The organism is Clostridium sp. (genome assembly GCF_047718555.1).
Taxonomy (GTDB): domain Bacteria; phylum Bacillota; class Clostridia; order Clostridiales; family Clostridiaceae; genus Clostridium_I.
This window is the reverse complement of record NZ_JBDNRK010000010.1, coordinates 83,115-104,434: the sequence shown is the minus strand read 5'-3', so window position 1 is coordinate 104,434 and position 21,320 is coordinate 83,115. Positions and strand designations below refer to the sequence as shown.

Annotated in this window: 17 protein-coding genes; 15 read left to right on the top strand and 2 right to left on the bottom strand. The window is 28.7% G+C overall.

Going from position 1 to position 21,320, the window contains the following annotated elements:
- The first annotated feature begins 179 nt into the window (after nucleotides 1-179).
- The 7 genes from ABF633_RS06450 (at nucleotide 180) to ABF633_RS06420 (ending at nucleotide 6,505) form a co-directional block, all read left to right on the top strand.
- Nucleotides 180-812, top strand: a complete 633-nt coding sequence (locus ABF633_RS06450; protein WP_415522828.1) for an accessory gene regulator ArgB-like protein — start codon at nucleotides 180-182, stop codon at nucleotides 810-812.
- 23 nt (nucleotides 813-835) lie between these two features.
- Nucleotides 836-985 carry a cyclic lactone autoinducer peptide gene (locus ABF633_RS06445; RefSeq protein WP_415522827.1) on the top strand — a complete coding sequence of 50 codons (150 nt, stop codon included), beginning with the start codon at nucleotides 836-838 and terminating at the stop codon, nucleotides 983-985.
- Between the two features lie 80 nt (nucleotides 986-1,065).
- On the top strand, nucleotides 1,066-2,910 hold the full coding sequence (locus ABF633_RS06440; protein ID WP_415522826.1) for an ATP-binding protein: 1,845 nt from the start codon (nucleotides 1,066-1,068) through the stop codon (nucleotides 2,908-2,910).
- 147 nt (nucleotides 2,911-3,057) lie between these two features.
- Nucleotides 3,058-3,690, top strand: coding sequence for a DUF2953 domain-containing protein (locus ABF633_RS06435; protein WP_415522825.1), 633 nt, complete (start codon nucleotides 3,058-3,060; stop codon nucleotides 3,688-3,690).
- Nucleotides 3,691-3,729: 39 nt separating this feature from the next.
- Nucleotides 3,730-4,143, top strand: a complete 414-nt coding sequence (locus ABF633_RS06430) for a GerW family sporulation protein (RefSeq protein WP_415522824.1) — start codon at nucleotides 3,730-3,732, stop codon at nucleotides 4,141-4,143.
- Nucleotides 4,144-4,862: 719 nt separating this feature from the next.
- Complete coding sequence (locus tag ABF633_RS06425) at nucleotides 4,863-5,342, top strand: Lrp/AsnC family transcriptional regulator (protein ID WP_415522823.1); 480 nt, start codon at nucleotides 4,863-4,865, stop codon at nucleotides 5,340-5,342.
- The gene (locus tag ABF633_RS06420) at nucleotides 5,339-6,505 is read left to right on the top strand and encodes an aminotransferase class I/II-fold pyridoxal phosphate-dependent enzyme (RefSeq protein WP_415522822.1); all 1,167 of its coding nucleotides are present in this window, start codon (nucleotides 5,339-5,341) and stop codon (nucleotides 6,503-6,505) included. The genes ABF633_RS06425 and ABF633_RS06420 overlap by 4 nt, the downstream gene beginning before the upstream one ends.
- Nucleotides 6,506-6,618: 113 nt before the next feature.
- On the opposite strand, the gene ABF633_RS06415 is transcribed toward ABF633_RS06420, so the two are convergent.
- Nucleotides 6,619-7,761: a DEAD/DEAH box helicase gene (locus tag ABF633_RS06415; protein ID WP_415522821.1), complete on the bottom strand. Its 1,143-nt coding sequence runs from the start codon at nucleotides 7,759-7,761 to the stop codon at nucleotides 6,619-6,621.
- Nucleotides 7,762-8,143: 382 nt separating this feature from the next.
- On the opposite strand from ABF633_RS06415, the gene larE reads away from it, so the two are divergent.
- From larE to speD, 7 genes are all read left to right on the top strand, one after another.
- Complete coding sequence (gene larE / locus ABF633_RS06410) at nucleotides 8,144-8,968, top strand: ATP-dependent sacrificial sulfur transferase LarE (RefSeq protein ID WP_415522820.1); 825 nt, start codon at nucleotides 8,144-8,146, stop codon at nucleotides 8,966-8,968.
- Nucleotides 8,961-10,400 carry a DEAD/DEAH box helicase gene (locus ABF633_RS06405; protein ID WP_415522819.1) on the top strand — a complete coding sequence of 480 codons (1,440 nt, stop codon included), beginning with the start codon at nucleotides 8,961-8,963 and terminating at the stop codon, nucleotides 10,398-10,400. Before larE ends, ABF633_RS06405 begins: the two co-directional genes overlap by 8 nt.
- Before the next feature lie 374 nt (nucleotides 10,401-10,774).
- Nucleotides 10,775-11,938, top strand: coding sequence for an MGDG synthase family glycosyltransferase (locus ABF633_RS06400; RefSeq protein WP_415522818.1), 1,164 nt, complete (start codon nucleotides 10,775-10,777; stop codon nucleotides 11,936-11,938).
- 285 nt (nucleotides 11,939-12,223) lie between these two features.
- Nucleotides 12,224-13,465, top strand: coding sequence for a class I SAM-dependent methyltransferase (locus ABF633_RS06395; protein ID WP_415522817.1), 1,242 nt, complete (start codon nucleotides 12,224-12,226; stop codon nucleotides 13,463-13,465).
- A gap of 264 nt (nucleotides 13,466-13,729) precedes the next feature.
- The gene (locus ABF633_RS06390; RefSeq protein WP_415522816.1) at nucleotides 13,730-13,999 is read left to right on the top strand and encodes a hypothetical protein; all 270 of its coding nucleotides are present in this window, start codon (nucleotides 13,730-13,732) and stop codon (nucleotides 13,997-13,999) included.
- A gap of 390 nt (nucleotides 14,000-14,389) precedes the next feature.
- The gene (locus tag ABF633_RS06385) at nucleotides 14,390-15,595 is read left to right on the top strand and encodes a sensor histidine kinase (protein WP_415522815.1); all 1,206 of its coding nucleotides are present in this window, start codon (nucleotides 14,390-14,392) and stop codon (nucleotides 15,593-15,595) included.
- 315 nt (nucleotides 15,596-15,910) lie between these two features.
- On the top strand, nucleotides 15,911-16,723 hold the full coding sequence (gene speD, locus ABF633_RS06380) for an adenosylmethionine decarboxylase (protein WP_415522814.1): 813 nt from the start codon (nucleotides 15,911-15,913) through the stop codon (nucleotides 16,721-16,723).
- Between the two features lie 198 nt (nucleotides 16,724-16,921).
- Here the strand turns inward: speD and dapG are convergent, their stop codons facing one another.
- Nucleotides 16,922-18,142, bottom strand: coding sequence for an aspartate kinase (dapG, locus tag ABF633_RS06375; protein ID WP_415522813.1), 1,221 nt, complete (start codon nucleotides 18,140-18,142; stop codon nucleotides 16,922-16,924).
- Nucleotides 18,143-18,842: 700 nt separating this feature from the next.
- On the opposite strand from dapG, the gene ABF633_RS06370 reads away from it, so the two are divergent.
- Nucleotides 18,843-21,317, top strand: coding sequence for a WG repeat-containing protein (locus ABF633_RS06370; protein ID WP_415522812.1), 2,475 nt, complete (start codon nucleotides 18,843-18,845; stop codon nucleotides 21,315-21,317).
- Nucleotides 21,318-21,320: the final 3 nt, after the last annotated feature.

Below are 21,320 nucleotides of genomic sequence, written 5' to 3'. Positions count from 1 at the left end.
ATTCTACTTTTACTTTGTGAATGGATAAATACTTATATTATATCAAATATATTTAATATTAAAGAAATTAATAATTCCTCTTTAATGTTTGTCTATTATTTACCATCTTTGGTGCTATTTATGATTATAGTTTTATTGTTCTATATTTTAAAAAATAAGATTAATAGGGAGATCTAGATATGTTTTTTATTGAAAAAATATCTAAAAATGTTGTTTCTATTATATGGGGAAATTCTATAGTAAATGAAGATGAAAAAGAAATTATGGAGTATGGGGCATTAATTTGTATTTTACAAATAATGGGAGTTTGTGCAGTGATGATCTTTGGTTCAATTTTTGGTATATTAGTACAAGCGTTAGTATTTTACTTTACGACTTGCATATTAAGAAAATATTCAGGTGGAGTACATTCTGATTCACCCAATAGATGTATGATTGTTGGAACATTTGTATCAACATTTATTCCTTTATGTATAAATAGAATATTTAAATTTTTCCCATTTAATTTAGTAGTTTTTTTAGAAATAATTATTTTAATATTTTGTTATTATACTATATTAAAATTAGCACCTGTAGATAGCGTTTCAAAACCTATAGTTAATGATACATTTAAAAAGCAATTAAAAATTAAATCAATTTTAACTATGTTAATTATGACAATTTTAATACTTGTATTGATGAGTTTATATATAAGATATAACTATATACTTTTACTACAAATAAGCCAATGTATATGTTTTGCTTGCTTATGGCAATGTTATACTCTTACTCAATTCGGCCATAAAATTATGAGCAAAATAGATAACATATAAAAATATTGCAAGGAGGTAAGAAAATGAGAAACCAATTTAAAAAAATTATTAAGAATACAGCAACTTTTGTATTTAGACGTGCAGCTTTTTCTACTTCAGCTTCAGCTTGCTTAATAAGCTTTTATCAACCAAAAGAACCAAAATGTTTGCAACAGAAAAAATATAAGGATTAATAATACTTATATTTCATTGTACTTAGACTACCACCGGTTTTACCGGTGGTAGTGATTTTTAAAATGGGTGTGTGAATAATATGGAACAATTTCAGAATAATAGTGAAAGTAAAATGAATGAAATAATTTCTATTGTAAAATTGGCATCATTATTTTTTTGCTTGATTATTATATACGAAAGAGCATTCCAACATAATTTAATTGGAGATAGATTTAATGACTTTTTTAAAATGAGTTCAGTTGGACTAATTGCATTTTCAGTTATATTTCTATGGTGGTTTCTTTCTCATATAACATCAAAAATACATAAATTTAAGTATATAATAATAATAATAAATATTGAAAATACGTTACTTACTATAATCTACACAACACTAATACTTACAACTAATACCTATTCCAACCAAATAAAATGTCTTTTTTTGCTTGTAATAATCTCCTCTACACTTCAACTTGGAAAAAGAATGGGAATGCTCACAGCATTTATTTCTTCAGCTATAATTTTAATAATAGATTTTACCTATGTTACCAGTGGAGATATAAACTATTATTTTCAAAATGATTTGATTATAGTTGGAGTTTTTATTTTGACAGCCTGGCCTTTAGGGTATTATAAGGAGATTGAAGATAAGAGAATTGAAAATAAGGATGTACAATTAAAGCTTTTAAACAATAGATTAGAAAAAAATCATGAACAGAGAAAATTTATGGAGGAAAATTTATTAAAAAATAAGTCCTGTTATAATTTGCTCATAGAAAACTCTTATGAAGCTATTTTAGTACATCATAATAATAAATTAATATTTGTAAATGAAAGTGCAGCTAAACTATTAGGATTTTCAAGCTATTCAGAACTTGTAGGAAAATCCATTGCGTCTTTTTTACCTGAGGAAGAAAAGATACATCTAAGAGATCAATTTTGCAGAATATACAAAGAAAAATTGCCTAAATTGGTTTTCGAAGAGAGAGTATTGAACTCCAGTAATGAAATCATATCTATTGAAAACACATCTTCTTTTTTTATGTATGAGGGCAAACCTACTATTCTCAGTATTTTGAGAAACATAACTTCAGAAAAAGAGGTAGTAGAATTACAAAAAGATGTGGAAAGGAATACAAAGCTATTACAAGAATCTAGAGAATTCAACAAAACTATTACAGAATTTTTTATAAATATATCTCATGAGTTAAAAACACCGCTTAATCTCATATTTTCTGCATTACAGATGATAAAGTTGTATAATAAAGATGGAGATTGTAATTATATAAAAAAGAGAAATGATTATGTGGATATTATGAGGACAAACAGTTATAGATTATTAAAGCTTATAAATAATTTACTTGATTTGACAAAATCAGATACTGGTTTTTTAAAAATTCAATTAGAAAATACTAATATTGTAAATATGGTAGAGGATATAACTTTATCCATAGCAGATTATGTACAAAACAAAGGTATCAAACTTATTTTTGATACTAATGTGGAGGAAAAGATAACAGCAGTGGATGGAGATAAGATTGAAAGAATTATGTTGAATTTACTATCAAATGCCGTTAAATTTACAAATGCTGGAGGGCAAATATTAGTTAACGTAATAGATAAAGGAGAAACGGTTTCTATTATTGTTAAAGATACGGGTATAGGGATACCGGAAGATAAGAAGAATCTAATCTTTGAAAGATTTGGGCAAGTTGATAAAACCTTAAGCAGAAATAGAGAGGGAACGGGACTAGGTTTGTGTCTGGTGAAATCCTTTGTAGAATTGCATGGAGGTACAATAGCTATTGAAAGTCAAGTTGGACTGGGGAGTAGTTTTATTATAGATTTGCCAGTGAAGCATGTGGAAAAGAATGCTGAAAACAAAGCCTTTTATGAGACGGATACGGAAAGAATTAATATTGAGTTTTCAGATATATATTCTTAGGTTTTAGTATAAATGTAAAATGTATAAAGAGACTTTGAAGCTGTGCTGTGAAGCTACTGATTCTTTATATATTTTGAAATTATGAATTTGCAAATGGTAGAGTGGTATGTGAATAAGATTTTTTAATTTTAAAGGTAGGTAGAAATAATGTATGGAGTAATATTAGCTTTAAAGATTTTTATTACAATATTATTTATAGCTATAATCCTAGTAATTATGTTATTAGTCATTCCATATAATTACATTATTCAAGGGGATATTAATGATGACCTTAAGGGTGAAATTCAAATAAATTGGTTTTTAGGATTACTTAGACTTAATGTTTTAAAAACATCGGATGATTTTGAAATAAAGTTTTATTTTATAAATTTTTGTGTTTATTCTAATTTAAGAAAAAATAGCAATAAGCATATAGAAAAAAATTCAAATAAAAACAGAAAAATTTCAGTGAATCTTCAACTTTTAGAGCTGGATACTTTGAAAAAATTGTTTTTATACTTAAAGGATATAATTTTAATAGTAAAACCCAGAAGTATAACTATTGAGGGTGTGTACGGCTTAGATGATCCCTTTGCCACTGGGACTATAAGTGCGGTGGCTTCAGTAATAAAATCAAATTTTTCAGATATAAGAATAAATGTTTCTCCTGTGTTTGATGAGGTGATTTTAGATGTTTTCATTGAGATTAAAGGTAAAATAAATCTTTTTATTATAATATTAAAAACTGTAAAATTATTATTGAAAAAAGATTTAAGGAAAATTGTATTAAAAAGAGCCTAGTTTGGCGTATAATTTAAATATATGCAAGGAGGGAATAAAATGGAAAATCAAGCATCATTAAAGGAAAATTTGGATACTTTATTTAGTAACCTTGAAAATTTTTTGAAGACTGAAACTGTTGTAGGTGAACCAATAACAGTAGGGGAAACTACCTTAGTTCCTATAATAAGTCTTTCTTTTGGATGTGGTACAGGTGCAGGAAATAATGGTGATAAGGGAGCTGCAATAAATGGAACAGGGCTTGGAGCTGCGGCTAAAGTTACTCCTAATGCAGTGATTGCAATTACCGGAGATAAGGTTAATCTTTTGCCTATATCCGGTAAAAATAACTTAGATAGCTTACTTAATTTAGTGCCAGAAATAGTTTCTAAATTTAAATCAAAGAAGTCTGATAAAAATCATGAGGAAGCTAAATCATCTGAAAAAAACAATAAGGCATCTGAAAATAAATAAGAAGTCAAAGATGCGACGAATATTTTGAATCCAACAAGGAAACAGGTTCTGATGATAGTTGGACTATCAGAGGGTTCTGTTGACGCAGTAGGATTTAAAATAGGCTAGCATACTGACTTAGTTATTTTTTGAAGATGCCTAAATAAGAGATAATTAAAAAATAATAGAATGAAAATAAATATTAAAAATCTTGAATAGTGGCAGTGCTTTTGATATAATTGATAAAAACTAGTTGTAAAAACTATGATGAGAAAGAGTACATAAGGATTATATACAAAGAGAGTTGGAAAAGGTATCGAATAAAACAAACTAAATTGTTTATAGATTATTTTTTAGAGATACCTTAGCTGAAAGTCCAATGATATATCTTATGGAAGGCAGTCTCTGAGTTTCCTATTGAGAAATTGGAATGAACTAATTGGTATGATATAAAATAAGTTGTAACATTGATTATTTTTAATATACTTGTCGTTCCTAAAATAGATAAAGACGTGTCCTCACGTTATAGGGGAAAGAAAATATTTTCTACTAAAGAGAAAGTCTGAAAAGACTTTAATTAGGGTGGTACCGCGAATACTTCTTCGTCCCTTTCCGGGATAAAGGAGTATTTTTGTTTTACGCATAGAAAAAAAATAGCAAGCTAAACTAAAAATATTAGCTGATTATTTTTAAAATATATGTTATATAAAAATAATTTTTAATTAAGGGGAGAAATTTTTATGGAAGAGATTCTTGAAATTCTTGAAAAAAATAGTAAGTATACAGCAGAGGAAATAGCACAGATGACTGGAAAAAGTGTAGATGAAGTCAAGGAGGCTATTAAAAAATATGAGGACAACAATACTATTGTAGGTTATACTGCATTGGTTAATTGGGAAAAGACCAGTAAAGAAGAAGTGCTTGCACTAATAGAAGTGAAGATAACGCCTCAAAGAGGAGAGGGTTTTGATAAAGTTGCCGAGAGAATATATAAATTTCCAGAAGTTAAATCCTGTTATTTAATGTCTGGAGGCTTTGATCTGACAGTTATAATAGAGGGCAAGACCATGAAAGAAGTGGCTTTATTTGTGGCAGAAAAACTAGCTGTACAGGAATATGTCTTAAGCACTTCTACTCATTTTGTGCTTAAGAAATATAAGGATAAAGGTACTATTTTTAGGGATAAACCAAAGGATGACAGGGAGGGCTTATTTATATGATGCTTCAGGACATGATACGTGAAAATGTAAGAAATATGCCTCCTTCAGGCATAAGAAAATACTTTGATATGGTAAATGATATGGAGGATGCTATATCTCTTGGAATAGGTGAACCGGATTTTGTTACACCCTGGAATGTAGTTGAATCTGGAATATATTCCTTAGAGCAAGGCCATACTCATTATTCCTCCAATGCTGGCTTTATGGAATTGCGTAGAGAAATAGCTAATTCATTAAAAAATAAATACAAATTAAACTATGATCCAAAAGACGAAATTATTGTAACTGTTGGAGGTAGTGAAGGAATAGATATAGCTTTGAGAGCTCTAGTAGGACCTGGAGATGAAGTTATAATACCAGAGCCAAGTTTTGTTGCATATAAAGGTTGTACAGCTTTCACTGGTGCCACTCCTAAAATATTAAATCTTAGAGCTTGTGATAAATTTAAATTAACACCACAACTTTTAGAAGAAGCAATAACACCAAAAACCAAAGTTGTCATAATACCTTTTCCCAATAACCCTACAGGAGCTACTATGACAAGAGATGAATTAAAGTCAATTGTAGAGGTATTAAAGGATAGAGATATAATAATTATATCTGATGAGATATATTCTGAATTAACTTATGAAAAAACTCATGTATCTATAGCTAGTTTTCCGGAAATAAGAGACAAAACTATAGTAATAAATGGTTTTTCAAAGGCCTATGCTATGACCGGCTGGAGACTTGGATATGTTTGCGGAAATAAAATACTAATAAATGCTATGAAAAAAATACATCAATATGCAATAATGTGTTCTCCTACTACTGCTCAATATGCTGCTATTGAGGCGTTAAAAAATGCAGAAAACTCCGTAAAGGGAATGGTTAGTGAATACAATAGAAGAAGACGTGTGATGGTAAGCGGTTTTAAAAATATGGGGCTAGAATGCTTTGAACCTTTAGGTGCATTTTATGTATTTCCATCTATAAAATCTACGGGTATGACGTCAGATAAATTTTGTGAAGAACTTTTAAGAAAAGAAAAGGTACTAGTAATTCCTGGTAATGCCTTTGGAGAATGCGGCGAAGGATTTATTAGAGCTTGCTATGCTTCATCAATGGATCATATATTGGAAGCTATGAAAAGGATAGAGAGATTTATAAAGTCAATAAAATAAGTAATAATAGAATATTACGAACTAAGAATGGAAAAATTTACACCCCAGGGGTGTAAATTTTTCCATTTATTAGTTCGTCTTTTCTCACAAGTATGAATCACAAAATATAATGATCATTTAGTTTTATCAATGATTTTGCCTTTGAATATATATTTTTCTTTAATTTCAAGGTTAAATTTATTTTCATATTTTTTTATAGTAGGTAAATTGTCTTTTGTAATAATTGAAATAGTTATGCCAGCTTTATTCATTCTTCCAGTTCTGCCTACTCTGTGGAGATATTCTTGTGGATCTTCTGGCAAATCTAAATTAAATATGTGAGTTATATCTTTAACATCTAATCCCCTTGCTGCTATGTCAGAAGCCACTAAAAATTGAATTTTACCATTTCTAAAATCTGCTAAGGCTTTTTTTCTTTCCTCTTTTCCAGCGTTTCCATATAGACCATAACAGCTTATATGATGATATTGAAGCTTAGATACTATAAATTCTATTTCAACAGGTTTGTTTATAAATATGAGAGATTTTTTAGGATTTTCAGAGGATATTATCTTTCTAAGCAATTCAAATTTATCTCTTAGTTCTGATAAGAAATACATATGATGAACATTGGTGTTAAGTATTTCATCCTGAATTTTTATAATTAAAGGTTCTTTCATCAGGGAAGAAGCAGAACTTAATGCAGTTTCATTTATACTTGCAGAAAAGGCCATTAATTGTCTGTCTCGCATAGTAGTTTTTATTATATCCTTTACCTTAGATATATTATTTTTGTCCAGTAGTTTGTCACATTCATCAATAATGATGGTTTTAATGGTGTGACTTGCTATTTTTCTTTTTTTGATAAGTTCAAAAATACGTCCTGGAGAACCTACTATTATATGGGGTTTTTTCTTCAATTTTTCAATTTGTCTTGACATATTAACATCACCTATTATAGTGCAAGATGTTACATTTATCTGAGAATTTTGTGATAATAGCTGTATTTCTCTATCTATTTGCATTACCAATTCATGAGTAGGTGCAAGAATGATACACTGCATTTCTTTCTTCTCAGAATCTATTTTCTGGAATATGGGAAGAAGGTAAGCAAGAGTTTTTCCAGTACCGGTTTGAGATTTTGCTATTATATCCTTGTTTTCCAATGCTAGAGGTATAACTTTAGCCTGTATATCTGTAGGAATTTTTATATCCTGCTTTTCCAGGCTATTTATTAAGTCTATATTTAATCCTAATTCTTCAAATGAAATAGTCATTTTATTCTCCTTGTACAATTATATTTTCATTCTGCTAAAAACTTTAATAATTGTATACTTTGTATAAGTTTTTGTCAATTTTGACTTTCTACTGTTTTTAGTTTGACTTTCTCTTAAATTACTAATTGTAAGACACTTTTAGCTATATTGACAATTGATAAAGGAATATATAAAATTATCTTAATAATATGTGTAATTTACGGGATATTTAAAGGTATAATTAACTATTTAGTGGTATATTTTTATTATACTGTATTTTGAGGATATCTCCATGGGGTTATTATTTTTACATTTGTATTTTTGTATAATATAAAATATGGTTAATATTTTTCAATTAATATGCAGCTTCATATGATCTAAATTATATAAAAGGGGAATAAATATGAGTATTGATTATAAATTAAATAGGTTAAAGGACAACATAAGAGAACTTAAAAGTGCAGCCATAGCGTATTCAGGTGGAGTTGACAGTACTTTTTTATTAAAGGTTGCTCATGATGTTCTTGGTGACAAGGTTATTGCAGTAACAGCTAAATCTTCTACATATCCTGAAAGAGAATTTAAGGAGGCAAAGAAATTTGCTGAAGAAATAGGAGTAAAGCATATTGTTATAGTTTCAGAGGAATTAGATATTGAAGGCTTTTCAAAAAATCCTACAAATAGATGCTATTTTTGTAAAAAAGAATTATTTACAAAAATAAAAGAAGTAGCAAGAGAAAATAATGTAGAACAAATCTTAGATGGTTCAAATTTAGATGATACTAGGGATTATAGGCCGGGTATGGAGGCTGCTAAAGAACTTGATGTAATTAGCCCTTTAAAGGAAGCAAACTTGTCCAAAGAGGATATAAGAGAGTTATCAAAATCCATGGGTTTAAAAACTTGGAATAAGCCTTCTTTTGCATGCTTATCCTCTAGAGTTCCCTATGGTAGTGAAATAACTACCAGTAAACTGGAAATGATAGAGGAGTCAGAACAATTTTTATTGGATTTAGGTTTTCGTCAGGTGAGAGTAAGACATCATGGAGATATTGCTAGAATAGAGGTTTCACCTGAGGAAAGAAAAAAATTTTTCAATGTGGAATTAATGGACAAAGTTGTGGATAGATTAAAAGATATAGGATTTAAATATGTAACTTTAGATCTTTTTGGATATAGAACTGGAAGCATGAACGAAGTACTTACGGAGAAGGAAAAAAATGAATGATTTTTATGAATTTAATATAGCAAAGGAAATTTTATTAGCTTTAGAAAAATTGGGGTATAAAAACCCCACAGAGGTTCAGAAGAAAGTAGTTCCATTAGTTTTAAAAAACAAAGATATAATAGTAGAATCTCAAACGGGCAGTGGGAAAACAGGTGCTTTTGCCATACCAATATGTGAAAGAGTAGAAATAGAAAATAGTAACCCACAGGCATTAATACTTACTCCTACAAGAGAATTAGCCGTACAGATTAAAGAGGATATATCAAATATAGGAAGGTTTAAGAAAGTTAGGTGTACTGCTATTTTTGGAAAACAAGTTTTTTCATCTCAGGTTAGAGAATTGAAACAAAGAATTCATGTGGTGGTAGGAACCCCTGGTAGAACACTGGATCATATAGAACGAGGTACTATAAATTTAAATGGTATAAATTATTTGGTTATTGATGAAGCTGACGAGATGCTGAATATGGGATTTATAGATCAGGTTAAGCATATAATTAATAGGCTTCCTAAAAAAAGAGTAACTATGCTATTTTCAGCTACCATGTCGGAAAAAATACAAACACTTTGTCATGAATATATGAAAGATCCTGCGGTGATAAATATAAAAGCTGAAAAACCAATAACTGAAAAAATAAAGGATTATTATTATATTGTTGAAGGAAAAGATAAGTTTGATTTACTTAAAAAGATAATATATAAGGAAAACCCTGATAGTGCTATGATATTTTGTAATACTAGAAATTCAGTGGAAACTTTATCTTCTATACTAATAGATAAAGGAATCCCATGTACCTCCATACATGGGGGTATGCTTCAACAGGACAGATTAAATGTAGTTAAAAGCTTTAGCAGAGGTGAATTTATCTTTTTAGTCGCCACAGACATTGCAGCTAGAGGGATTGATATAGCTAATATAACTCATGTGATAAATTATGATTTACCCTTTGAAAAGGAAAGCTATGTGCATAGAATAGGAAGAACAGGACGTGGAGAAAATAGTGGCAAGGCTATAAGTTTTGTTACACCTAAGCAGTGTAGATTTTTAAATGAAATTGAAGAATATATTGGGAGAACTATAGATAAAGGTCAGTTACCTGAACTAAGGGACATAGAAACTGGAAAAAATTTATTTAATGAAAGACTTAAAGATAAACCTAAACTAAAAAAAGAGAAAAGTTTTGAATTAAATAAAAATATTTCAAAAATATACATAAATGCGGGAAAAAAGAAGAAAATAAGAAATGTAGACATTGTTGGTACTATATCCAATATAAATGGAGTCGAAAGTGAAGATATAGGAATAATAGATATACAGGATAATTTGTCATATGTTGATATATTAAATGGAAAAGGTTCTTTAGTAATAGAGGCATTAAGGGAAAAGACTATTAAGGGTAAAAAAATTAGATGTGAAAGAGCAGAAAAATAGTAGAATGTTAATTATATTATTGTAATGTAAATAATATCATATGAATGTAAATAATAGCATTAGTTATAAGGATTTAAAATGTTAGCAATAGTGAACTATTGCATTTTTATGTTAGTTAATGCATAATGAATATGTACATGAAACTTAATTTATAAAAGAATCTTACTTAATGGAATTTTCTATTTTAGCTAAGTTCAGATTAATTATTCAGAGACGTGCCGCTGTTATCACTAACTTTCAAAGATGGAGTGTTACAGCGGTTATTCGCGGGATAAATACGCTATTATACAGTTATTAAAAATTTAATAATATAGTTTATATTTATATATTTTGAAGATTTTAGTTATCTCTATACAAAATAAGGAGGAAAAATCGTGAATATATTAATTATATCTTCAAATAATACCGGTTGTGGTCATAAAAGTATTGCAGAGGCATTAATGGAACAGTTTAAAGAAATTCCAAATGTAAATGCAAAGGTTATTGAGGGGTTTGATACAAATGGTATATTGTTAAATACAGTCAGTAAATCCTATGGCTTTTTTACTAGAAGAGCAAGGGTTTTATGGAAAGCTGTATGGAATATTTCATTGAGAAAACCAGAACTTTTAACTAAGTTAACTGAAAGAACTATGGAAAAGAGATTCCTAAAAATTTTAGACGAGGAAAAGCCAGATCTGATATTATCCATACATCCCAATTTTAATGCTCCTGTATTAAATATACTATATAAAAATGGATATAATATACCCTTTATTACTCTTATAGCTGATTTAATAAGCATAACACCTTTATGGGTAGATAGAAGAGCAGACTATATAATTTCTCCAACAAAAGAGGCTAAGGAAAGATGTATTAGATTTGGAGCCTATGCTTCAAGAGTAACCATCGATAAGTTTCCTGTAAGATCAAGATTTTATAATAATAAAGTGAGAAAAAATCCTATTATAAATGATGATCCTAAAAATGCCTTAAATTTTCTGCTTATGAGTGGCGGTGAAGGGGTAGGTAATTTGGGAAACATTGCTGAGATTTTATTGGAAAATTTCAACTGTAATGTTAAAATTGTCGCTGGAAAAAATTCTGTTTTAAAAAATAAACTGGAGAATAAATACAGTGATAAATATGGCAATAGATTAGACATATACGGATATGTAAATAATGTTAATAGTCTTATGGAAGAAGTGGACATACTGATTACTCGTGGAAGTCCTAATGTTTTAATGGAGGCCGTGGCTTCAAATTTACCAATAATAATTACTGGTGAGCTTCTAGGACAGGAAGAAGAAAATTCATATTATATAGAGCAAAAAAAACTTGGAATAGTTTGTAAAGATTACAGAAATTTAAATAATTCAGTACAGAGATTATTATCTGAAAATGGAAAGATGTTAAAAGAGATAATGGAATCACAAAGAGAATACAGAGATCCCGAGGCAACTAGAAAAACAGTGGATTTCATTATAAAAGTTGTATCGGACTTCAAGTTACACGAGGAACTTGATGATATAAGTGTTCAATTAGAAAGGTTAGTTTAATTTTATAAAGATAATCCTGGATTGTAATGGAATGGTAAATATATGCTTACAAAAATCTTAAATTGCAATGATTATATATGTTTGCAATAAAAATTGCAATAATTTAAGTAAATGCAAAAATAATCTAGTATTAGAAAGTATCAAACGATTACAATGGCATTTTTTTCTACTAGACTAGCTTGAATGAAAAAAAATGGAATATTATAATTAATATACTTAAAAAATTTTTTATAGGGTTAACCTTATAAAAAATTTTTTTGATATCTATATGTGGGAGGGAATACAATGGCTTTTGATACTAAGAAAAATAAAGACAAGGATTTACTTGAAGCAGTTGGACGTATTTTTGAGCAGACTAAGAAGAATTTTAATATGATATTTTGGAATGGTGAAACTATTAATTATACAGAAAGTCCAGAATTTGTGTTGAAATTCAATGATAAAAATACTTTTAAAAAAATATTGGCAAGTCCTACAACCATGACTTTTGCAGAAGCATTTATGGATGGAACTTTTGATATAGAAGGAAATATTATAGAAGCTTTAACTTTAAAGGATCAGTTTGAAAATATAGAGATATCAAATAAGGATAAAGTTACTTTACTATTAAAAGGAACATCTTTTCCAAGTATAAACTTACATACAAAAGAAAAAGATAAAGAAAACATATCTCATCATTATGATATATCCAATAATTTTTATAGATTGTTTTTAGGCTCCAGCATGACATATTCCTGTGCTTATTATAAAAATCAAGAAGATGATTTGACTACAGCTCAGGAGAATAAAGTGGATCATATATGTAAAAAATTAAGACTTAAGCCTGGAGAAAAATTGCTAGATGTAGGTTGCGGCTGGGGACTTATGATTACTTGGGCAGCAAAACATTATGGCGTTGAGGCACATGGCGTAACAATTAGTGAAGAGCAGTATAAATATGTGTCTCAAAAAATAAAAGATGAAAATCTTGAAGGAAAATGTTTTGTAGAATTGAAGGATTATCGTGATATTGAAGGTGAAGGTGTATACGATAAGGTAGTGAGTGTAGGGATGTTTGAGCATGTTGGAATAAAAAATCTTCCAGTTTATTTTAATAAAATGCACAAGCTTCTAAAAGATGATGGACTATTTTTAAATCATGGTATAACTCACTCTAAGAATTCACAGGTTGGCAAGGATGAAAGTGAATTTATAGAAAAGTACATATTTCCAGGTGGAGAATTACATACAATAAGCGGTGGAATATCTATAATGGAAGATGAAAATTATGAAATTTGTGATGTAGAGTCTCTAAGAGAGCACTATTATAAAACCTTAGTTCAATGGGTTAAAAATCTAGAAGCAAATAAAGAAAAGGCAATAGAATTTACTTCAGATAAAACTTACAGGGCATGGTTATTATATATGACAGGTTGTGCAATAAATTTCAGAGCCGGCCTTATATCTATATATCAAGTGCTTTTGAGCAAGTCACCTAAAAAACCTGGATTTAATATACCATTAACAAGAGAATATATGTATAAATAATGCAATTATCAGGTACATAACAATGAATCTTCTCATATTATTTTTTAAATAGGAATATGATATATACAAAACACAGAAAATAATCTATTTGTATTCAATGATTTTACAAGATCAGTTGTAAGTTGAGTATATATAGATTATTTTTATATGTATAAAAATTTGACAGAAAAAAATTAAAATTATAAAATTAACTAAAAATTAATTCTAGATATTAAAAATAAATATGCTCTATTAAGACCATTGATAAATAGGAGAATAAAAATTATGAAAATATGGGGAAAGGTTATAAAACATAATAAGATTATAAAAGATGAAGTTGTAATTTCTGATGTGGAGGGGAGTTATCAGGATAATTTAAAATTATGTATAAAAGAATTATGCTACAAATTAGATATTTCAAAGCCCTATTGGTTGCCTCCTAATGTGAAAGAATACAATAGAAGAAGAAAAACCACTTTTAATGAAAATCACTTTATAGATGAAATTGATTTTGATAAATTTATTATAGAAGAAATATCACCTGAAGAAGATTAATTATTTTACTGCAAAAATGTGCAAAAAGGTAATATTTATATTTTTTTGTTTATAATAATAAAAAATTCTGTTACAATGAATAAAAGAGACGCATTTTGACGTAAATTGTAGAAAATAATTTTTTATGGAGTGTTTTTGATGCATAATATTATGTTTTTCCTAATTATGTTATTTATTTACTCAACCTTAGCACTTATTTGTATCGTATTTAGTACTATATATTCTAAAAAATACATAGGACTAATATCTGTAAGTCATGTACTAGGCATATTTACAGTTATTTTTTCTATACTCAATAATATTATAAAATTAAATACTATCATTGATAGTATTACAGTTATTTTTTTCCTAGTAACAAATTTTATAGCAATTTTAGCTTTATTTAATTTTATGAATATGAGAATAAAATCAAGCTATAAATACATAGCTATAATTATTACCATAACAGATATAATTTCTTTGAATTTTATTCCAAGCTTAAGTGTATTTATTCATAAAGTATTAATTATGTCTATTTATATATTTATAGGTATACTTGTGCTAAAAAGTAATAATAATAATATAGGTAAAAGATGTTTAGGAATTTCTTGTATTGTTTTTCCTATTAGTCAAATGATATTTGAAATTTTAATAATATCAGTCATTAATAATGGTTTTAATTTAGACTTAGCTCTTTATGTAATCCAGTCTTTAGCTTGTTCTCTATTTCTTATAATAATTACTTTGGACAATGAACGAAAAGACTTTAATAAGCATGTAAACATACTTGAAGAAAAGGTTAAGGATAAAGATGAGATTATCAATAGAGCAAATGAAATTGACAAAATGAAAATGGAATTTTTAGCAAATATATCTCATGAACTTAGAACACCTGTAAATGTCATATTTAGCAGCATTCAATTAGTTGAACTGGGATTAACTAAAGGTGATATAGGTAGTAATGAAAAAACTTTAAATTATCTTAAAATTATGAAGCAAAATTGTTATAGACTTATAAAACTCTCAAATAATTTTATAGATATGAGTAAAATAGAAGCAGGTTTTATGGAATTAAATTTGAACAATGTGGAAATCGTAAAAGTTATAGAGGATATTACTCTTTCTATCGTACCTTTTGCAGAGGAACGAGGTATCAATATTGTATTTGATACAGAAATTGAAGAAAAGATAATAGCTTGTGATGTAGAAAAAATTGAAAGAGTAATGTTAAACTTACTGTCTAATGCCATAAAATTTACACCAAAGGATGGAAAAATAGAAGTCTATATGTATGAAAAAGATAATAATTTACATATATCAGTAAAAGATAATGGAATAGGCATACCTAAATATATGCAGGACAGAATATTTGATAGATTTACACAAGTGAAGGATGGGCTTTTAAAAGAAAACGAAGGAAGTGGTATTGGACTTTCACTAGTTAAATATTTAGTTGAAATGCACGGTGGAAGAGTCATTTTAGAAAGTGATATGAATAAAGGATGTAAGTTTAATATAATACTTCCCTGCAATATTATTAAAGGAAAAGATATAGGTAATTTTAATGACAATGGAATTGCAATGAAAAAGATAGAAATAGAATTTTCTGATCTTTAAAATCTATGAAAATTTAAATACAGAAATAAATTTTTGTATTGTTTTAATGGATGTATATGTGATAATATTAGGCATATAAAAAGAAATAACGAGTCAGTGATGGTATGTTGTAGAAATGTATGCAAATAGAGTGTAGTCGTTCCATAAAAGTATTCTAAGGATATGATGTGATGCATAAGTATACTTGAATAATGACTTGTTATTTATTGAGCCTTGTTTAGGCATCGTAAAGGAATAACCAGCATCTTTGACTTGTTATCTAATGTCAGATGCCTTGAATTTTAAAATTAGATTTATAAGAAAAGGTGAAGAAAATTGTCAGCAGCTAATAATGATAAATTAAAATTATACGGATTTAACAATTTAACCAAATCACTTAGTTTTAATATATATGATGTATGCTATACTGAAAATGATCAGGATCGAAAAAAGTATATTGAATATGTAGACGAACAGTATAATTCTGAAAGATTAACAGGGATTTTAATGGATGTTACAGAAATAATAGGTGCCAGTGTATTAAACATTGCAAAACAAGATTATGAGCCACAGGGTGCCAGTGTAACATTGCTTATCTCAGAGGAAGAAGTACCTCTATATGTACTTGATCCATCCTGTAACAAGGGTGTAGTATCACCAGTTAGAGAAAATCTAGTGGGACATTTAGATAAAAGTCATGTCACTGTGCATACATACCCGGAAAGTCATCCACAAAATAACATAAGTACTTTTAGGGTAGATATTGATGTGGCAACTTGTGGAACTATTTCTCCACTTAAAGCATTAGATTATTTAATTGATAGTTTCGATTCGGATATTATTACTATAGATTACAAAGTTAGAGGATTTACCAGAGACATGGATGGACACAAGCACTATATAGATCATAAGATAAATTCAATACAAAATTTCATTGCAAGCAGAACTTTAAATAGATATATTCTAACGGATATGAATATATATCAATCAAATATATTCCATACAAAGATGAAACTGAAGGACATTAATTTGGAAAATTATTTATTTGATATGGAGGAAAAAAGTTTAAGTAAAGAGAAGAAAGATAATATAATAAAGGCGCTGGATAGGGAGATGACAGAGATATTCTATGGTATAAATATCAACTAAGCCCTATGAAAATAAATAGTAAATTAGTCCTTTATTTGAATGTGCCTAAAATTAAATAACATTTTAATTAAAACTTCTAAAAATAACACTATCAAAAATTACCAATTAATAATGGCTTTTGATAGTGTTTTTTATTTAGGCATATTGAAAAATAATTAGTTATCTAATAGTTTCAATAATTAATTACTTTAAGATATCCTATTTAATGCAGCTAAGTTCATTTTCTAATCCAAATTCATGATGAAGAGCATTTATAGCAGTAGTTACTGAGTCGCTTTTAACAAGGAACCAAATAGTTGTATTAGAATCGGCAGTTTGCAAAATTTCTATACCTTCTTTTGTAAGTGTTTTTAGAATAGTTGCCATAACGCCAGGTACACCTTTCATGCCATTTCCTATAAGTGCAATTTTACTGCAATCATCTAGATAGGTGTATCCTATATTTAAATTTTTCATTACTGCACTGAAGGATAAAAATTGGTTTTTATTTATAGTAAAAATTTTTTTATCTGGAAAAACATTTATTAGATCTATACTTATTTTATTTTCACCCAGTGTATTTAGAATATTAAAATAATTTTCGTTACTCTTGTTATCCTCTAGGGAAACATTAATTTGAATTCTATCATCCATATTAGCTATTCCAGTTATTAGACCATTATACTTACTGCTGATCTCTTTACTTATTATAGTTCCACTGCAATGGTTAAGGGTGTTTTTTACAACTAAAGGAATATTGGATTTTGCGGCAATTTCTACTGCCCTAGGATGAATTACTTTGGCACCCTGATGGGCAAATTCAAAAACCTCGTTATAGCTTATTTCTTTTATCAATGAGGCATTTTTAACAATTCTTGGATCAGCGGTCATTATACCATCTACATCTGTGTATATTTCAATTTTACTGGAATTTAATGCTGAACCTAAAAGGCATGCAGTAACATCACTGCCACCTCTACCAAGGGTAGTTATATATCCATCTTCTGTTAAACCTTGGAAACCGGCAACCACTGGAATCCTTCCTTCGCTTAATATATTTAAGAGTCTTTTTGTATCAATTTTTATCACAGAAGCGTTACTAAAATTGTCATCCGTGATTATACCAGCCTGCCCGCCAAGTAGAGGTACTGCATCTACAGAAATTTTATTTAATTCATTACTTAGAACTACAGTACTTATAATTTCACCGCAGCTCATAAGTAAATCACTTGCTTGCAAATTATTTTCTCTAAAATTTTTATCTACAAGAGATAGGAGAGTATCTGTAGCATAAGCTTCACCTTTTCTGCCCATAGCGGATACTACTACTACGGGATTATAGCCATTTTTTTTTGCTTCAAGTATTTTTTCTAATACCAATAATCTTCTTTCTTTGGTGGAAACTGAAGTACCACCAAATTTCTGCACTACTATTCTCATAGCTAACCTCCAAATATCTATATAAAACTATATTAGAATCTTATATAGTAATATTATATATACAATTTTTGCAAAAATTATTGTATAATATGCTATTAATATTGCAAAATATGCTTTTAGTAGATATATATTTTTTTATTATGGTTTAGGTATCTGAAAATAAATAACAAATTAAAGACACCTTATATTAACAATAATATGAAATAAAAATTAAATATGGAATTATTTATTAAGAATAACATTTCCACATTCTATTCCTTAAACTTAATATTATCATCTTACATATAAAGTTGTAGTTAAAATTGTACTGACCTGTATAAACAGAGTTCTTTGTTTCAGATGGAGTTTTTTTCTCCATCTGAAACTTACTAACAGAGTTCTTAGTATCGGTATTTTCGATACTTAGAAATCGTTGTCCTTTAGGGTAAATCGTTATCCAGGGACGTAGCATCCGTTATCTCCCACTTTGATAGAAAAGCAGAGAACCAAAATCTTGGATTTTGTGTGAATCGCTTTCGCTGTGTGCGATGGGAGTATTACGGATGGTAGTCATCGGATAAAAGGTGTATAAAGATTTTAGTTTGTACAATGACTATATACTGAATATTACAATGGAAAGAATTTAACAATTTTAAATTCACCATTTATATAGATGATTCATAAAATAAATATGAAAACATATGGAATGGAGTGAGTTCAATTGCTTCAAAGTAATGGAAATATAGATTATCTTACTGGGCTTTTACCTAAAGGCGCAATAATTGTAACTCCTTTAAATATTAAGGAAACATCACCTATAAAGGTAGGTGATTTAGACGGAGATGGAAATTTAGAAGCAGTAATACCATATAAATTATCAGAGGAGTATTATTTAATGGTTCTAAAAAAATATAATGAACAATGGTATAGTGTATTTTCAATAAAAGGTAAAGGTATAGGAATAAATTATTTAGACTATGAGGATCTTGGGGGAAGTGGTATAAAAGATATTGTGGTTGGCTGGCAAGAAGGTGCTATTTGGTCTGAACTCAATATATTTACTTGGAAAGCATATGGATTAAAGAGAATAGTGAAAGAACTAAATTATAGTATTTTACAAGTTTTTCCTGTACCCAATACTAATAGAAAAGATTTTGCAATATGGCAGCATGACACTGGTGAAGCTTATAGAATAGAAGTCTTTTGTAAAGGGGAAGATGGTATTTTCAAGGATAAGGGAATTTACAAAGATTATTTTAAAATGGTAGTAAAATATTATGAGAAGAAAGTTAAGGATATGCCAAATGCTGCCTTTTACTGGTATTACCTAGCGGATGCTCAGATTAAAGCGGGAGAAGATAAAGCAGCATTGAAATCAATAGACAAAGGTCTTGATCTGAATAAAGAATATCCACCTAAAGAGGCTTTTCTTATTTTAAAAGATAGGGCACAGAAAGCACAGGGAAAGAGAAGTATTATAGGCTATGTTTCTAGTGAACTTTATCCAGCTTCAGTTAGAACTATAGAGGGGATTAAATGGGGATATATTAATAATGTGGGGCAGTTTGTTATTAATCCGGATTTTCAGTCAGCTATGGACTTTCAGGATAATGGATTGGCTATAGTTTCTAAAAATGACAATGTTGGAGTTATAAATGGTAATGCCAATTTTGTTATAGATCCACAATATGATTATATTGAGAAGTTTAGAGAAGGTATAGCAATTGCTAATAATAGAAATGGATATTATGCTTTTTCTGATACTGGTAAAGAACTATTTCAATACAAGAACTACATCGGAAATTTTTATGAGGGGAAAGCTACTTTTGTAGAAATAGGTGTAGACAGTCAATGGATATATGGTTATGTGGATAAAAAGGGTAAAGTGGTGATTGCAGCAAAGTATGAAGTGGCAAATAATTTTAATAAAGACAAAGCTGTAGTTAAACTTGTAAAAGGACCTTATGAAATAATAGATCCTGAGGGAAATACTATACAAAGCTTCAAATATCCTTTTGTAGGAGATATAAGTGAAGGGTTACTGGTATATAAGGAGAAATCTGATGGGAATTTTGGGTATATAAATGAAAAGGGTGAAGTTGTCATAGATCCTAGATTTGGAGCAGCAGAGCCTTTTAAAAATGGTGCAGCAGTTGTAAATTTATCTACAGATTTTGAAAATAAATATGGGCTAATAGATAAAGAGGGAAGCTTTATTATACAGCCTATCTATAATGATATAAAACTCTTAGGTGAAGATATGGTGGCGGTAGGGAGGGCTATTGATACAAACAATCCTCCAAAAGGATCAATATATGCTTTAGCAAATATTAAAGGTAAGTTTATTACTGATTTTATATATTATGAAATTGACAACTATAATGAAGGAATAGCTTCAGCTTATGATAATAGCTATACATTTTTCATTGATAAATCAGGGGAAATAATATCAGATTTACCTAAAGTAAAAGGTATAGGAAGTCTTACTTTAAAGGATAGTTTAGTTAAAGCGTATATAGATAATAGAATTTCATATCTGAATAGAAATGGTAAAGTACTTTGGGAACAAAATAGTGATGTTGAATTAAATGATTTGTATAAAATACAGGAAATTAAATATAATCCCAATAGAAACTATTTAGTATACTATCCTAAAGTTTTAGGAATTAAGGATGCAAAAAGGCAAAGGCACATAAATGAAAAAATTGCTAGTTTATCACAAGTAAAAAAAATTGACCCCAAAAAACAACTTGATTATAATTATTTTGGAGATTTCTCCATAGAATTTTTTAAAAAGCAGTTGGTAGTATTAGAGTTATCCGGATATAATTATCCTTTTGGAGCAGCCCATGGTATGCCCACCCTAATTTATGTACATGTAGGATTAAAGGATGGTAAAATATACAGTTTAGAAGAATTATTCAAGAAAAATAGTCACTATGTAAGGGTACTAAGTGATATTATTAAAAAGCAAATTGAGGCACAGGGATCAGATTCGTATATATGGATTGATGAATACAAGGGAATAAGACGAGATCAGCCATTTTTTATTTCTCAAGATGTATTAAATATATACTTCTATCCTTATGAAATAGCTCCTTATGCGGCCGGTTTCCCTACATTCCATATACCATTTAAAGAAATTGAAAATATAATAGATACTAATGGTGTTTTCTGGAGATCTTTTAATGAGTAGAGA

Bases quoted from the DNA above. Each gene is read 5' to 3' on its own strand.
- ABF633_RS06450 (WP_415522828.1), top strand. From the start codon at position 180: ATGTTTTTTATTGAAAAAATATCTAAAAATGTTGTTTCTATTATATGG.
- ABF633_RS06445 (WP_415522827.1), top strand. From the start codon at position 836: ATGAGAAACCAATTTAAAAAAATTATTAAGAATACAGCAACTTTTGTA.
- ABF633_RS06440 (WP_415522826.1), top strand. From the start codon at position 1,066: ATGGAACAATTTCAGAATAATAGTGAAAGTAAAATGAATGAAATAATT.
- ABF633_RS06435 (WP_415522825.1), top strand. From the start codon at position 3,058: ATGTATGGAGTAATATTAGCTTTAAAGATTTTTATTACAATATTATTT.
- ABF633_RS06430 (WP_415522824.1), top strand. From the start codon at position 3,730: ATGGAAAATCAAGCATCATTAAAGGAAAATTTGGATACTTTATTTAGT.
- ABF633_RS06425 (WP_415522823.1), top strand. From the start codon at position 4,863: ATGGAAGAGATTCTTGAAATTCTTGAAAAAAATAGTAAGTATACAGCA.
- ABF633_RS06420 (WP_415522822.1), top strand. From the start codon at position 5,339: ATGATGCTTCAGGACATGATACGTGAAAATGTAAGAAATATGCCTCCT.
- ABF633_RS06415 (WP_415522821.1), bottom strand. From the start codon at position 7,761: ATGACTATTTCATTTGAAGAATTAGGATTAAATATAGACTTAATAAAT.
- larE (WP_415522820.1), top strand. From the start codon at position 8,144: ATGAGTATTGATTATAAATTAAATAGGTTAAAGGACAACATAAGAGAA.
- ABF633_RS06405 (WP_415522819.1), top strand. From the start codon at position 8,961: ATGAATGATTTTTATGAATTTAATATAGCAAAGGAAATTTTATTAGCT.
- ABF633_RS06395 (WP_415522817.1), top strand. From the start codon at position 12,224: ATGGCTTTTGATACTAAGAAAAATAAAGACAAGGATTTACTTGAAGCA.
- ABF633_RS06390 (WP_415522816.1), top strand. From the start codon at position 13,730: ATGAAAATATGGGGAAAGGTTATAAAACATAATAAGATTATAAAAGAT.
- ABF633_RS06385 (WP_415522815.1), top strand. From the start codon at position 14,390: ATGAATATGAGAATAAAATCAAGCTATAAATACATAGCTATAATTATT.
- dapG (WP_415522813.1), bottom strand. From the start codon at position 18,142: ATGAGAATAGTAGTGCAGAAATTTGGTGGTACTTCAGTTTCCACCAAA.